The sequence below is a fragment of the Lentibacillus halophilus genome (assembly GCF_055395055.1).
The window spans coordinates 1289079-1303557 of the sequence record NZ_AP043750.1; the positions used below are offsets into that span (position 1 = coordinate 1289079).

Genomic DNA, 14479 nt, shown 5'->3' on the forward strand with positions numbered 1-14479 from the left:
TTAGGTAAACAGTTCATACTATTTAATGTTATGGCAATTATTTTAGCTGTTTTCCAAATCTGGTCAGTTATCTGGGGAAAATTAAATCCGATAAATCAAATGGCTATTCACCTTGCACTTATTCTGGCTCTGACCTTTATAAGTCCGGTGAAAAAGTCAAATTGTACTAGGAATTTCATTGCTTTATGTCGAATATAGTCTATAGAACACTTATAAAAGGGTGATTCATTTATGCATTCGCCAAAGCAAAATCACATTCAACCTAACATGTTTCAATATATTGATATGGAGGATCTCGTTCCCGGACACCATATCCTGAGAAGGGTGAAAGATGCTATTGACTTTTCAGCTGTCCACGATCGGGTGAAACCTCTCTACTCCGAAAAGACAGGCCGGCCATCTACGAATGCTGAATTGGTCGTGCGGCTGGTTGTACTTGAGTATCTATTTAATCATTCGGAACGGGAACTGTTTGAAACGCTCCCCATGCATGCAGGCTACCTGTGGTTTTGCGGCCTTGATTTTGAGTCTTCACTTCCTGATCGAACAACACTTGTTAAAACAAGAGCACTTTGGCGTCGCCACGGTATTTTTGATGATATCATGATGCATGTCGTTAATCAGTGCATTGCTTCCGGCCTTGTTCGTCCTAACGTTCATGCCGGTGTGGATGGCACACAAGTGCGTGCAAACGCGTCCATTCATAGTCTGGAAGACATAGAGCTGGCCCCGGTTCAAACCATTGAAGATTATCTGGAAGATAAAAAGCAACGTGATGAAGCATCTTTGAGCCAACCAGGCAATCCGGACAGCAATGATGATCAAACGCCTCAGTCGCCGAAACCAAAGAAACATCACCAATCGGATCACCTTCAGGAAAGTGCCAGCCATGAGGACTTTCATGGTAAAACATTTTCCAATCAAACCCACCGTAGTACAACAGACCCTGATGCCCGTCTGTACAAAAAGAGCAAAGGACAGGAGGCCTGTCCGCGTTACCTTGTGCACAACCTGGCAGATGTTGAGTCAGGCGTTATTTTAAAGACCAATGCAAGCATTGCTTCCGGTAAAGCGGAAAGAGAAATAAGCCAACAACAGCTGGCAGCTGTTCGTTTTCAGCACCCGCAGATCCATATTCGGACGTTATCGGGTGACAAGGCCTATGGCACACCAGCATATTTGGCCTATCTATTTTCTCAAGGCATCATTCCTTTGATTTCTTTGCGAGACCATGAATTGGAAGAGACCCCGACTTGGCAGAGGAAAACCCATAACCCTGAGCACCAAAGAAAACGGCAGGAAAAGGTCAATAACGTCAAGGCCAAAAATCAAGCAAAGCAAATCCAGATTGACGGCAAATACCAGAACATCCAAAACAAGCGTGTCCAGTGTGAACATGGCTTCGCTGAAGCCAAGACAGTGCATGGGCTGGATCGTGCCAGAAGCAGAGAACTCGACTGCATGCAGGAGCAGGCACTCTGTACCGCCATCGTTCAGAATCTAAAGAAGTTAAGCCGGTTCAAAGGAAAAAGACCCGGGACCGGTGTTTCAGCATGCGCTGAAACGAAAAAACGGAATGAAAAAAACCACAACAATCACTTTATTTCCCTTATATTTAAGGGAATCCGAGAAAAATTCGTGTCTTTGATTACATCTTCGATGGATAGAAAATATAGTTTTTCACCGGTCTTTTATGACATATCGCTTTTCCAAACAGGCAGGAAAATGGGCTTCCATTGGTGATTTTGCTGCTATAATACTTGCACTTGCTGCTGGGAGCCATTTCACATTTCATGCCGAACGAATCGCCATTCGCATACCGATTATGGATCCACTAACGAATCTGGACATCGTTTTCGGATTGGTATTTGTGCTTTTAAGTTTGGAAGCGGCCCGGAGAACGATTGGCTTTTCTATTGTCTTAATCGCACTTATCGGTATAAGCTATGCGTTATGGGGGCATTATTTTCTGCCCTTAATTGTTCTTATCACATTTTTGTTACTTGGCTATAGTGCATCGAGAGCCGGCTTCTATGGTATCCTTTGGATTGTCCTTATCAGCTGGCTTCGAAAAAACACACGGATGGGTCTGAAAGAAATCGCAGGAGCAATGATCAATGGTTCCAATTCCTCCATCTCGGTAACCACGGCCTGTGCCGCATCGGGGTTGGTCATAGCAGGAATCATGTCAACGGGGCTTGGGGGGAAGTTAACGAGTATTGTGCTCGGATTTACAGAAGGTATGATCTTTCCAACATTGTTGTTGATCATGCTGCTCTGTATCATTCTTGGAACGGGAATGCCTGTAGCTGCTGCGTATATTTTAACCGCTATGCTGGCAGCACCTTCCTTAATTGAATTAGGGGTTCCTGTTATGGCAGCCCATTTATTTATCGTGTATTTTTCGGTTTTCTCAGCGATCACACCGCCAGTCGCTGTCGCTGCGTTTGCTGCAGCTAATATTGCGGAAACCAATCCAATTCGTGTCGGACTTGAAGCTGTCAGACTTGGCTCAATTGGGTTTATCATACCATTTATGTTTGTGCTTAAGCCTTCGTTATTAATGGATGGCCCGATCGAGCAGATCATTGTTTCAATTACTACTGCACTCATAGGAGTCATTCTGCTAGCATCCGGTTGGATTGGTTGGTTTGCCGTCAAATCCAATCTATTTGAGCGCATGCTATTGATTACTGTCGGTTTTCTGATGATGTATCCAGAAGTTATTTCTGATTGGATGGGGGTAGGTTTAGTTATTGTGGTCGTACTTATGCAGCGGAAGCGAGTCGGAAGCAAGTGGGAAACAAGGACGGAGGAACTGTCCCAAACTATACAACATTAAAAATGGGACAAGAAGTCTATCATAGCCCAACCTCATATTTAAAAATAACATAGGGATATAGTTTAAGGTTTATTCATACCTTTTTTCAGGAAAAACAACAGTGTCAAATACTATTATTTATAAAAGGATGTGTCTCATGATTGAATTCAAAAATGTATCCAAGACATTTTCTGATGGCACAGAAGCCGTCCGCAACATATCCTTTAAAGTAAATAAAGGAGAGATGCTGACGTTGATCGGCCCTAGTGGCTGCGGAAAAACAACAACAATGAAAATGATTAACCGTCTAATTGAACCGACAGATGGGGATATATACATAGAAGAAAAAAAGGTCAAAACATTTAATGTGCATGAATTGCGTTGGAACATCGGCTATGTCCTTCAGGAAATTGCACTTTTCCCCCACCTCAACGTGATGGAAAATATCGCGGTGGTACCGGAAATGAAAAAATGGAAAGCTTCAGACATTACCAAACGATCAAAAGAACTTCTAGACATGGTTGGATTGGACCCTGATACTTATGCCAAGAAAATGCCTGATGAACTTTCCGGCGGAGAGCAACAGCGTATAGGTGTTATCAGGGCTTTGGCTGCTGACCCCGACATCATTTTAATGGATGAACCTTTCAGTGCACTTGATCCGATCAGTCGGGAACAATTGCAGAAAGACATTTTGCAGCTGCAGACAAAAATCAATAAAACGATTGTATTTGTCACACACGATATCGACGAGGCACTGGCCCTTGGTGATCGCGTATGTCTGATGAAAGAAGGCGGTATTGTTCAAATTGATCAACCTCAAAACCTCGTCACACATCCGATCAATGATTTTGCCGATCATTTCATCGGCTCACGAAAATCACCTTGGCAAAGTGCAGTGGATGTCATTGCCGATACTTCCTTTGAATATGTTGTACGAGCCAGTGACCTGAATACAAAAAATAGATACAAAAATGGCATATGGGTTGTTGTGGATGATTCAAATTATTTTCAATATCTGCTCAAAGACGGACAGATTGTTGAGAGCGATGTCCTGCCCAACGACATGACGCTTAATCAGGCATCTTATATCGTTGAAACAAGTCCCTATGATCTTGTTCCCATTGTCAGAGATAATCAGCTTATCGGTACCCTGTCCAATCGAAATATTGTCAGATTTTTGCAGAAGCATGCCGACAAAGGGGATGGGGTGAAACACCTTGAATAATATTATTACAACTTTCCAAAATCGCAAAGATGTGTTTTGGGAGGCGATTTGGGAACATCTGCAGATCTCTCTCATCTCGTTGGCCATCGCAATCCTCATCGCTGTGCCCATTGCTTTGTGGCTGACCCGTCATAACAGAATTGCTGAACCGATTATCGGAACGTCAGCGGTGTTGCAGACCATACCAAGTTTGGCCGTTCTCGCGTTTCTCATTCCTTTTTTTGGGATTGGCAAAATTCCCGCCGTTATAGCTCTTACGTTATATGGCCTCCTGCCCATAATGCGTAACACCTATACAGGTGTCATAGAGGTTCCTGGACCTTTAAAAGAAGCAGCGACAGGAATGGGGATGTCTTCATTTAAGCAATTAACCAAAATAGAACTTCCCATCGCTATGCCAACCATTATGGCCGGCATCCGCACGTCTATGGTCCTCATAGTGGGGACTACAACGATTGCTGCTTTAATCGGAGCGGGCGGACTTGGTAAACTTATTCTGCTTGGAATTGATAGGGGTGCAGAGATCAACTTAATTTTACTCGGAGCAATTCCGGCTGCTCTTTTGGCCATCGCTCTGGATTATATTTTAAGATTATTTGAGTATTTTTCCAGACGATCGGGTTTAAAATCTCTCATTGTTATGATTGTGGCAGTGGTACTTGTTTTGGTGGCGCCCTTTGTGATTCAAGATGGTAAACAGGAAGAACTGATCATCGGGGCCAAACAGGGTGCAGAACCCGAGATACTGATCAATATGTATCAATTATTAATTGAGGATGAAACAGATATCAATGTCAAGCTTGAACCAGGACTCGGAAAAACAGCATTTGTGTTCGATGCACTGGAAAGTGGAAGCATTGATATTTACCCTGAATTCACAGGAACTGCCATCGTTACGTTTATGGAGGAAGAAGCCGACAGTAATGATGAGTCAGAAGTGTACGAGCAGGCTCGTGAAGGTATGAAAAAACAATTTCAGATGGAATATTTAAAACCCATGGCATTTAACAACACGTATACGGTATCTGTCAAAAATGATTATGCCGAAGAAAATGGGCTTGAAACCATTGGGGATCTAAAAAAAGTGGAAGACGAGGTAACAGCTGGTTTCACTCTGGAATTTAAAGATCGGCAAGATGGTTACCAGGGCATGAAAGAATTGTATAACCTCGATCTCGATATTCAAACCATGGATCCGGGCCTGAGACAGAAGGCTATCGATCGCGATGAAGTACAGATAATCGATGCTTATGCAACTGACAGTTATATGGTTAAACTTGGACTGGTATCACTGGATGATCCAGAGAACCTGTTCCCACCTTATCAGGGCGCACCATTAATGCGAGAAGAAACTTTGGAAAAATATCCTGAATTAGAAGATATTCTAAACCAGCTCAGCGGTAAAATTACCGATGAACAAATGAGAGAGATGAACTATGAGGTTGATTATGAAGACCGCGATCCCAACGATGTTGCTGAAGAATTTCTACTGGGTGAAGGATTACTGGAATAAAATAACTGAATTGACTGAACTGGTCCAAATGCAGCCGGCATCTGGACCAGATTTTATATCGCAGCATCAATTTCTTCCGATACGTTAATTGTTTTGCCGGAACCAAAAAAGTACCACCTTTTTACCAGCCACCAGGTTCACCCAACCAAAAGAGATAGTATTCTACCTTTTTATTTTGTTAGCGGGCGCATTCGCGGAATAAATTTGGTTTGGAATGGAAGTGATCATCCAAAGTCCGGGTCATGTTTTGTTGCCATAATTCACTCTTCATATTTCTTTACATGGATTGCAGCTTCAAGGGAATACTTAGATTGTACCAAAACTTGTCGGGAGGTATATGCGCAATGAACGTGGTAATTATGGGCGCTGGACTGTCTGGTTTAGTCTGTGCAATAACCCTTGAAAAGAACGGCATCACACCAACTATTTTTGAGAAAAGAGACCAAACCGGGGACAGATTTGTTAATGGAGAGATTATGCTTGATATCCTAAATCGTCCGGTTGAGGATGGTATTGCGCATTTGGCAGTTGAATATGGCATTTATCTTAAACCTACATCAGCTATACAGAAATTGAAACTTTATTCAAAAAATGAAAAAGCAGTTATTGAAGGGCATCTTGGTTTTTCCAACATTCGCGGCAGAGTACAGAATTTGTTTGAGTCCCAACTGGAACAACAAACAAAGTCACCTATTTATTTCAACTCAAATAAAACATATGCACAATTGCTTAGTGAATATACACATGTAATCATGGCCACCGGGGATGGGGATGATGTAGCAGAAACTAAATTTCCAAAATGACTTAACTGTATCAATTAAAGGGGCGAGTGTTAAAGGGAGAGTTGAACGTCAAGCAGCCATGGCTTGGTATTGATTATGGAACCCCTTACTGTTGGTTTGGTTGGCTACTTTAACTATAACAGAAACCGGGTTCTTTTTTCATTTTTTTGGTGCATACTCAATATTGCTGGAAACCTTGGCATTCAAGAGGTTAGACCATTAATCAAAGCTTTTCTGTGAATAATTCAGGTGTATATTTTTATTTTAGCTGTTATCACATTCCTAGCTTTATATAAAATAATCAGAGCGATAAATATGAATTATTTACTCGTCCTTGAAAAGACACATGAGATTAATCCCAATATAATTACGGATGAGCATAGGGGAAGCCGTTTTTCATTTTGGAATACAAAATAAAAAAGCCTTATGCTGTATTGATTTTAATTAGGAGGGGCTTCTAATGGCTCATTACCGGAAATGATACTTGATTTACAGTTATGGGGGAAAAATGTTTCGTTTATCATAGCTCTTTAACGATCGCATTTATTATCCTAAAAAAATTTGCCACTAAGATCACCCTCCTAGAAATCACTGTATGTCATCTGCAGGTTGACACATGAAAGGCAATACTATATAATTAAAATATCTCGATTTCGAGATAAAGGAGAAAATCATGAATAACAAAAATCAAGAAGAATACGAAGAAAATTTGTCGTTGAAGACATTTGTGGTTTTAACTCGTACATTACAATCCATTAAAGAACGTGTGGAAGAAGATATAAAATATTTAGGACTAAACCCAACAGAGTTTGCTGTTTTAGAATTAGTCTACAGTAAAGGCGATCAACCGATACAAAAAATTGGTGAAAAAATATTAATTGCAAGTAGTAGTATTACTTATGTTGTAGATAAATTAGAGAAAAAAGACTTAATAAAGAGAAAGCCTTGTCCGAAAGATCGACGTGTAACATATGCTTCAATAACAACTGATGGAACAGAATTGATGAATCAAGTCTTTCCTGATCATAAAAAAGCTTTAAAAGAAATTTTAAGTGGATTAGATATGAAAGAAAAAGAAGAACTAATTGAACAGTTGAAAAAATTAGGTTTTCATGCACAAAGCATGTAGTTTTTTTAATTAAATATCTCGAATTAATAGTATATGAATTAGTATTAAATGAGGAGTTATAGAAGGCAAATACAAAGGAGTTTATTAATGACAGATGGACTACTAGGAATTCACCATGTTACGGCCATGACGGATGATGCAGTGAGAAACTATGAGTTTTTCACAGAGGTACTCGGAATGAGGTTAGTTAAGAAAACGGTAAACCAGGATGATATTCACACATATCATACATTTTTTGCGGATGATGTCGGTTCACCGGGGACGGACATGACATTCTTCGACTTCCCGAACATTCCGAAAGGAGCACCGGGAACGAACTCGATTTCCAGAACAGGACTAAGAGTACCTGACGACGCAGCGCTTGACTATTACTTGGAACGATTCAAGGAGTTTGGTGTGAAGAATGAGGGCATTCAGGAGATTTTTGGTAAAAGCGTGCTGCCATTTGAAGAATCAGACGGTCAGAAATATCAACTGTTCTCTGATGAAAACAATGAAGGCGTGGCGCCAGGAAAACCCTGGAAAAATGGACCGGTACCTGTAGAAAAAGCCATTTATGGGTTGGGACCGGTTGAAATTACGGTAAGTTATTTCGAAGATTTCAAAAAAGTGCTCTCTGATGTTTATGGTATGAAACCAATTCTTGAAGAAGAGAACATGACACTATTGGATGTAGGCGAAGGTGGCAACGGCGGACAGGTCATTCTGAGAAATGATGACACAACGCCAAGCCGTCAGGGCTACGGACAGGTTCACCATGTATCGTTTAGAGTGAAAGATCACGAGACTATTAAACAATGGGAAGCGAAATACAATGAAATTGGTATGGGACATTCCGGTAATGTAGATCGCTTCTACTTCGAAGCACTCTATACACGTGTCGGTGATATTCTCATTGAGCTCTCAACAGACGGTCCAGGTTTTATGGATGATGAACCATATGAAACATTGGGTGAAAGTCTTGCACTGCCACCATTACTCGAGCCGAAACGTGAATATATTGAGGCGCAGATCCGTCCATTCGATACCAAACGTTCTTAATAGAGGAAAAGGGGAAGATTAAATGGAAGAAATTAAAATAATCCATCATATCTCAGCTATTGTAGGTGATCCTAATGAAAACCTGAGATTTTATAGAGATGTTTTAGGACTTCGTTTGATTAAACAGACGGTGAACTTTGATGACCCGGGTGTCTATCACCTGTACCTTGTTAAATCATAATGTCACACTGGGGACAGTCATCACCTTCTTCCCGTGGTCAAACAATAATTATGGAAGGAAAGGCAGCGGTCAGGTCGGAAGGATTGCCTTCAGAGTACCAAAAGGCAGTCTGGACTACTGGAAAAAACGTCTAACGGCTCAAAACCTCCAAGTTGAAATGACTCAGCTTTTTGGTGAAAACACACTTGAATTCGATGATGTTCATGGACTCGAGATCGCAATTGTCGAGGGCGAAACATTTGCAGATAATAATGACATACTTGGTTTCCATGGGTCTGTATTCAAGATATTTACAGTAGAACGACCTGAATCATAAGAATTGGAGTGAACATTAATGGAACACATTTACAAGGAAAAGAAAAAGGGAGCCCCGTTATTTATACTTCTCCACGGCACAGGTGGTACAGAAACAGACTTGGTCTCTCTTGCTGAATTGCTTAATCCGGAGTATAACGTTTTAGGCATCAGAGGAAATGTACAGGAAAATGGTATGAATAGATACTTCAAACGTCACGGAGAAGGTCAGTACGACTGGAAGGATTTTGAATTCCGTGGTAATGAACTTTATGAATTTATCGTGGAAAAATCAAAAGAATATGATTTTCGGCTTGAAGATGCAGTTCTTGTCGGATTTTCAAACGGCTCTAACATCGCCATACAAATGATTCTCCAAAACCCTGATACGTTCAAAAAAGCAGCTTTATTCGCGCCACTGTATCCGGCAGATGTGTCAGAAAAACAGGACTTCAGCGATGTGGACGTATTCTTGTCACTTGGCAAAGGTGATCCGATCGTACCAGAATCTGAAAGCACGCGGGTCATCAATCTTTTTAAAGAACGAGGTGCAGACGTTGCAACGGCCTGGGTTAACGGACACAACTTGACACAGGAAGTCGCCCTGGAAGCAAAAAACTGGTTGAATTAAATGGTAGCTAGGGAGACTATTTACGTGAAAAACCTTACTTCTCATTATGTTGATCTATTTAATTGAAAAAAATGCGTACATGTCGCAGAGTGTCTGGTGGAAAATTGATCGTTTTTAACGAATAGTAAAAAGAATTGGATAAAGAATAGAAATTAAATATTATTGGAGGAGATTGACATGACACAAGCAATATGGAACGTTGACAAGGTACACAGTACAATAGGATTTGCGGTAAGACATATGATGATTTCGAACGTAAAAGGAACATTTAACGATTTTGAAGGTACTGTCGAAGCAGATCCACAAGACTTAACAGATGCATCCATTGATCTTAAAATTGATGTAAGTAGTGTTGACACACGCATGTCGGATAGGGATGATCATTTACGCTCAGCTGACTTTTTCGATGCGGAGAATTATCCAACCATAACATTTAAAGCAACAAACATTGAGAAGAAGTCTGAAGATCACTATGATGTAACTGGTGATTTTACAATTAGAGGCACAACAAAACCAGTCACATTTGATATTACATTTGAAGGTGTGGCCAAAGATCCCATGACTGGAGATGAAGCTGCTGGATTTTCAGGCAGTACAAAGATAAACCGTGAAGATTTTGGTTTAACATGGAACGCGGCACTTGAAGCAGGCGGTGTTGTAGTAGGTGACGAGGTAAAAATCAATATCGAAATACAATTACGTAAGTAAGCTTTATAAATACGTTTGATACCTAGTAAAAGTAAATATAATTTGCGAAGAGAACCCCTTTTGGATATGATAATTAAAAGGGGTTTTCTACATAAAAATGAAATCAACTTTATATTATGAGCGGCCATTTTAAATTAATTATTTATAACGAGATAAATCGGTTGATTTAAAGGGGGAATATGCCCAATAAAAGGAACACACACCACTCAACGAAAGATTTTTGGGTGTGTTTTTCTTTTTATTTATTATTTTGTTCCTCATTATCGGATGCGATTAAGTAATGGTACTTAATAAGTAATTATTTTTTGAAAGAAGGCAGATACGTCATGGCAAATACAGAAACGTTTGATTGGAAACAATATGTTCCGCTTTTTGTTGTATTACTATCCGGTGCTTTCATTACCATTTTGAACCAGACACTTCTTGGGACGGCGCTCCCGCCCATTTATTCAGAACCAGCGTGTCCAATGTGAGCATGGATTCGCCGAAGCCAAGACAGTGCACGGGCTGGATCGTGCCAAAAGCAGAGGGCTGGACTGCATGCAGGAACAAGCACTCTGTACCGCCATCGTTCAAAATCTTAAGAAGTTAAGCCGGTTCAAAGGTAGAAGGCCCAGGACCGGCGTTTCAGCATGCGCTGAAACGAAAAAACGAGATGAAAGACACCATAGCAATCACTTTATTTCCCTTATTTTTAAGGGGGTCCAAGAAACATTCGCATCTTTGATGGATGAAAACAGTAGTTTTTCACCAGTCTTCTAGAGAGTTTCTCATTAGTTCAAGAAATTTTGAGGAACTTTTTTTATAATTCCGCTGTTAGACAAATGAAAATTTCTAAATGCATCGTTGACATATTACATTATATGTAATAGTATAATATTTAATGAAAATGATTATCATTATCGAAAAAGGAGAGTATATATGCTAAATAACCAACTACATAAAAAATGGGGACTACTTTTATTTGTTTTAATTATGGTTGCAGTGCTTGCAGCTTGTGGATCGGAAGGAGATTCTTCAGAAAATGCTTCATCTAAGGAAGGTGAGAAGTCTTCAAGCGATAATTCAAAAGAGCGGGAAATTGAGCACGCTATGGGGACCACAACTATCGAGGGAACCCCTGAAAATGTTGTAACGCTTTATCAAGGAGCAACGGATACAGCTACTGCATTTGGTGTGGAGCCAGTAGGAATTGTTGAGTCCTGGGTAGAGAAACCTATTTATAAGTATCTTAGAGATGATTTAGAGGGAACGAAATTAGTGGGGGAAGAGACCCAACCGAATTTAGAGGAGATTTCCAAGTTAGAACCGGATGTTATTTTTGCATCGAAACTTCGTCATGAGGAAATCTATGAAAAACTAAATAAAATTGCTCCTACTGTAGCCATTGATCAAGTCTATGCATATAAGGAAACAGTTAAATTAATGGGAAAAACGTTGAATAAGCAAGATAAATCAGATGAAATCCTGACCAATTGGGATGAGCGGATTAAAGATTTTAATAAAAAAGCTGCTGAAAAGTTAGGAGATGACTGGCCGGTAAATGTTTCTATCTTGAATTTCCGAAGTGATCATGCCCGTATTTATTTTGATAGTTTTGCAGGAACGGTTCTTAGAGAAGCTGGATTCACTAGACCAGAGAATCAACAATCAGATAAATGGGGTATGAAGCTAACCGATAAAGAAAGTATTAATGAAATGAACGCTGATGTTTTCTATGTTTTCATGAGTGACGACCCAGCGATTAAAGATAATTATAAAGAATGGACAAACCACCCTCTTTGGCAGAACCTGGACGCTGTGAAAAATGATGAAGTTCATATGGTCGATGAAGTTACATGGAACATGGCCGGTGGAATTCGAGCCGCTAACTTAATGCTTGATGATTTGTATGACAGGTTTGATTTAGAAAAATAAATGACGAAAGATAGGAGGATTTCTCCTATCTTTGTTTCTTTGGGGAGAAAAGTAATGATTAAATCTATAACCAATCGACATATAAGGTGGATGACGCTTTTTGTCCTATTGCTTTTATTTGTAACGGCATCTTTTTTAAGCATATCATTAGGAAAAACCTCCATACCTCTCTCTACAGTTTGGGACGCCTTCTTCCATTATGACCCCTCTGACACAAATCAGGTCATTATTCGTACGTCGCGCTTAACCCGAACATTAATTGCTATTACCATAGGAACAAGTCTATCGATTGCCGGAGCTCTGATGCAAGCATTGACGCGTAACCCTTTAGCAGCACCTGATATCTTTGGGGTGAATGCAGGAGCACTATTCTTTATCGTTGCGTCAGCTACCTTCTTTTCAGTAGAATCCTTAAGCGGGTATATGTGGATTGGTTTCATAGGAGCTGGAGTTGCGGGGGTGATCGTATATTTACTAGGTTCAATGGGGGAAGATGGCTTGTCTCCAATTCGCATTGTCTTAGCGGGTGCCGCGATCAGCGCGCTTTTTATCTCATTCACGCAAGGGATGCTCGTTTTGGATGAACAACGTATACAAAGTGTTTTGTTTTGGCTGGCTGGTTCTGTGGCGGGCAGGGAATTAAACCTTCTTCTACCGGTTCTTCCTTTTATCTTAGGAGCAATTATTCTTTCGTTATTGGTTGGAAAGCCACTGAACATTCTTATGTTTGGTGACGATGTGGCTAAAAATCTTGGTCTAAACACCGGTTTGGTTAAATTGGTAATCGGAATCATTATTGTGTTTTTAGCTGGAGGATCGGTAGCTGTAGCAGGATCTATCGGATTTATTGGCCTGGTTGTCCCTCACATTGTTAAAGGAATCATAGGACCAAATTATCAATGGATTTTACCGATCAGTGGTATATTCGGGGCTACTTTGTTGTTATGTGCTGATATCGCAGCACGACTCATCATTGCTCCTCAAGAAATGCCCATAGGAGTTATGACGGCTCTTTTCGGAACGCCATTTTTCATTTATATAGCTAGAAAAGGGGTGAAGAAAAGTGGGTGATTTCTACACAATCAGAAGCAAAAATGACAAATTTTCGATGAAATTTCATAAAAAGTCGTTGTTTATTTTGATTTGCTTATTGTTGCTTACAGTAGTTGTCTTTATCATAAGCCTTTCAGCAGGAAGCAGTTATATTCCTGTGGGAGCGGTTTTTCAAGAACTCATTAGTGAAAGTGATCATACTTTTATACTTAATGAACTCCGAATGCCTCGTGTCATAATGGGCTTCCTTGTGGGTGCAGGACTTGGGGTTTCCGGGTTAATCTTGCAGGGGGTAATTCGTAATCCCTTAGGTTCTCCGGACATTATAGGGGTAACAGGAGGGGCTTCTGTAGGTGCGGTTTTGTTTATGGTTTTTTTACTGGGTGAAATGAGTGTCAATTGGCTTCCCCTAGCTTCGATTATTGGAGCAGCAGTTACATCAGCCATTATCTATTTATTATCATGGTCAAATGGGGTGACCCCCATGCGATTAATTCTCATTGGCATTGGTATTTCTGCATTGACCAATGCCATAGTAACCATGTTTATGGTATCGAGTGAGTCTGCCGTTGCTTCTAAAGTATATCTATGGTTAACCGGAAGCTTATATGGTTCCAATTGGCAGGAAGTAACTATTCTCCTTCCAATCATCCTTACCTTGATCTTTTTCTCATTCTTTTTTACAGAAATTGTGAATGTCAAGCAATTAGGAGACGATATAGCGATCGGTATGGGCGTTCGAGTTCAATTCTTCCGCTTTCTATTACTTGCCTTGAGTGTTACATTAGCTGGCGCTGCTGTTTCTTTTGCTGGCGGCATCGCTTTTGTTGGATTAATCGCGCCTCATATCGCTCGTATTATATTGCATAAATCGTTTGCTAATTTAGTAGTTGGTTCTGCGCTTATCGGATCGTCGATAGTGATGGGAGCTGATATCATAGCTCGTACGGCCTTTTTGCCATCGGATGTCCCTGCTGGAGTCTTTACAGCTGGGATTGGAGCACCATTTTTCATTTATTTATTATACCGTAACAGAAAGGGGTTTCGTTAATGACTCCTGTTCTTGCATTAATGGAAGAGGTAAAAGCTTTTAATTAAAAAGGAGATAATCAAAATGAATAAATCTTTAATAGTAATTGTTGTGGCATTCATGTCGGTACTGTTACCATAGGCGGCGCAGT

Annotated in this window: 12 protein-coding genes and 3 pseudogenes; all 15 read left to right on the forward strand. The window is 40.4% G+C overall.

The genetic code is table 11. The annotated features are described in order from the left end of the window. Nucleotides 1-231: 231 nt before the first annotated feature. Nucleotides 232-1563, forward strand: a pseudogene (locus ACZ5Q7_RS06325) (transposase); the annotation flags it as partial. Between the two features lie 130 nt (nt 1564-1693). Then, nucleotides 1694-2842 (forward strand): DUF3394 domain-containing protein, encoded by a 1149-nt coding sequence (locus ACZ5Q7_RS06330; protein ID WP_343751259.1) that lies wholly within the window; start codon nt 1694-1696, stop codon nt 2840-2842. Between the two features lie 136 nt (nt 2843-2978). Beyond that, nucleotides 2979-4049 carry an ABC transporter ATP-binding protein gene (locus tag ACZ5Q7_RS06335; RefSeq protein WP_343751260.1) on the forward strand — a complete coding sequence of 357 codons (1071 nt, stop codon included), beginning with the start codon at nt 2979-2981 and terminating at the stop codon, nt 4047-4049. Continuing rightward, nucleotides 4042-5562 carry an ABC transporter permease/substrate-binding protein gene (locus tag ACZ5Q7_RS06340; RefSeq protein ID WP_343751261.1) on the forward strand — a complete coding sequence of 507 codons (1521 nt, stop codon included), beginning with the start codon at nt 4042-4044 and terminating at the stop codon, nt 5560-5562. Before ACZ5Q7_RS06335 ends, ACZ5Q7_RS06340 begins: the two co-directional genes overlap by 8 nt. Nucleotides 5563-5906: 344 nt before the next feature. After that, nucleotides 5907-6365: an NAD(P)-binding protein gene (locus ACZ5Q7_RS06345; RefSeq protein WP_343751262.1), complete on the forward strand. Its 459-nt coding sequence runs from the start codon at nt 5907-5909 to the stop codon at nt 6363-6365. Nucleotides 6366-7017: 652 nt separating this feature from the next. Beyond that, nucleotides 7018-7473, forward strand: a complete 456-nt coding sequence (locus ACZ5Q7_RS06350; RefSeq protein ID WP_343751264.1) for a MarR family winged helix-turn-helix transcriptional regulator — start codon at nt 7018-7020, stop codon at nt 7471-7473. An 87-nt stretch (nt 7474-7560) separates the two neighbouring features. Then, nucleotides 7561-8514, forward strand: a complete 954-nt coding sequence (mhqE, locus tag ACZ5Q7_RS06355; RefSeq protein ID WP_343751266.1) for a ring-cleaving dioxygenase MhqE — start codon at nt 7561-7563, stop codon at nt 8512-8514. Nucleotides 8515-8536: 22 nt separating this feature from the next. Beyond that, a pseudogene (locus ACZ5Q7_RS06360) lies at nt 8537-8975 on the forward strand (VOC family protein); the annotation flags it as partial. 54 nt (nt 8976-9029) lie between these two features. Beyond that, the gene (locus ACZ5Q7_RS06365; RefSeq protein ID WP_343751268.1) at nt 9030-9620 is read left to right on the forward strand and encodes an alpha/beta hydrolase; all 591 of its coding nucleotides are present in this window, start codon (nt 9030-9032) and stop codon (nt 9618-9620) included. A gap of 177 nt (nt 9621-9797) precedes the next feature. Further along, a complete protein-coding gene (locus ACZ5Q7_RS06370) occupies nt 9798-10328 on the forward strand; it encodes a YceI family protein (protein ID WP_343751269.1) in 531 nt (176 codons plus the stop codon). Nucleotides 10329-10654: 326 nt separating this feature from the next. Continuing rightward, nucleotides 10655-10801, forward strand: coding sequence for a hypothetical protein (locus ACZ5Q7_RS06375; protein WP_343751302.1), 147 nt, complete (start codon nt 10655-10657; stop codon nt 10799-10801). Further along, nucleotides 10776-10970 (forward strand): annotated as a pseudogene (locus ACZ5Q7_RS06380) (transposase); the annotation flags it as partial. The gene ACZ5Q7_RS06375 and the pseudogene ACZ5Q7_RS06380, both read left to right, overlap by 26 nt. A gap of 279 nt (nt 10971-11249) precedes the next feature. Continuing rightward, complete coding sequence (locus tag ACZ5Q7_RS06385; RefSeq protein WP_343751270.1) at nt 11250-12245, forward strand: ABC transporter substrate-binding protein; 996 nt, start codon at nt 11250-11252, stop codon at nt 12243-12245. Between the two features lie 54 nt (nt 12246-12299). Next, the gene (locus ACZ5Q7_RS06390) at nt 12300-13316 is read left to right on the forward strand and encodes a FecCD family ABC transporter permease (RefSeq protein WP_343751271.1); all 1017 of its coding nucleotides are present in this window, start codon (nt 12300-12302) and stop codon (nt 13314-13316) included. Next, on the forward strand, nt 13309-14349 hold the full coding sequence (locus ACZ5Q7_RS06395) for a FecCD family ABC transporter permease (protein ID WP_343751273.1): 1041 nt from the start codon (nt 13309-13311) through the stop codon (nt 14347-14349). Before ACZ5Q7_RS06390 ends, ACZ5Q7_RS06395 begins: the two co-directional genes overlap by 8 nt. The last annotated feature ends 130 nt before the right edge of the window (nt 14350-14479 follow it).

Coding starts and splice junctions, on each gene's coding strand:
- ACZ5Q7_RS06330 (WP_343751259.1), top strand. CDS start 1,694: ATGACATATCGCTTTTCCAAACAGGCAGGAAAATGGGCTTCCATTGGT.
- ACZ5Q7_RS06335 (WP_343751260.1), top strand. CDS start 2,979: ATGATTGAATTCAAAAATGTATCCAAGACATTTTCTGATGGCACAGAA.
- ACZ5Q7_RS06345 (WP_343751262.1), top strand. CDS start 5,907: ATGAACGTGGTAATTATGGGCGCTGGACTGTCTGGTTTAGTCTGTGCA.
- ACZ5Q7_RS06350 (WP_343751264.1), top strand. CDS start 7,018: ATGAATAACAAAAATCAAGAAGAATACGAAGAAAATTTGTCGTTGAAG.
- mhqE (WP_343751266.1), top strand. CDS start 7,561: ATGACAGATGGACTACTAGGAATTCACCATGTTACGGCCATGACGGAT.
- ACZ5Q7_RS06365 (WP_343751268.1), top strand. CDS start 9,030: ATGGAACACATTTACAAGGAAAAGAAAAAGGGAGCCCCGTTATTTATA.
- ACZ5Q7_RS06370 (WP_343751269.1), top strand. CDS start 9,798: ATGACACAAGCAATATGGAACGTTGACAAGGTACACAGTACAATAGGA.
- ACZ5Q7_RS06375 (WP_343751302.1), top strand. CDS start 10,655: ATGGCAAATACAGAAACGTTTGATTGGAAACAATATGTTCCGCTTTTT.
- ACZ5Q7_RS06385 (WP_343751270.1), top strand. CDS start 11,250: ATGCTAAATAACCAACTACATAAAAAATGGGGACTACTTTTATTTGTT.
- ACZ5Q7_RS06390 (WP_343751271.1), top strand. CDS start 12,300: ATGATTAAATCTATAACCAATCGACATATAAGGTGGATGACGCTTTTT.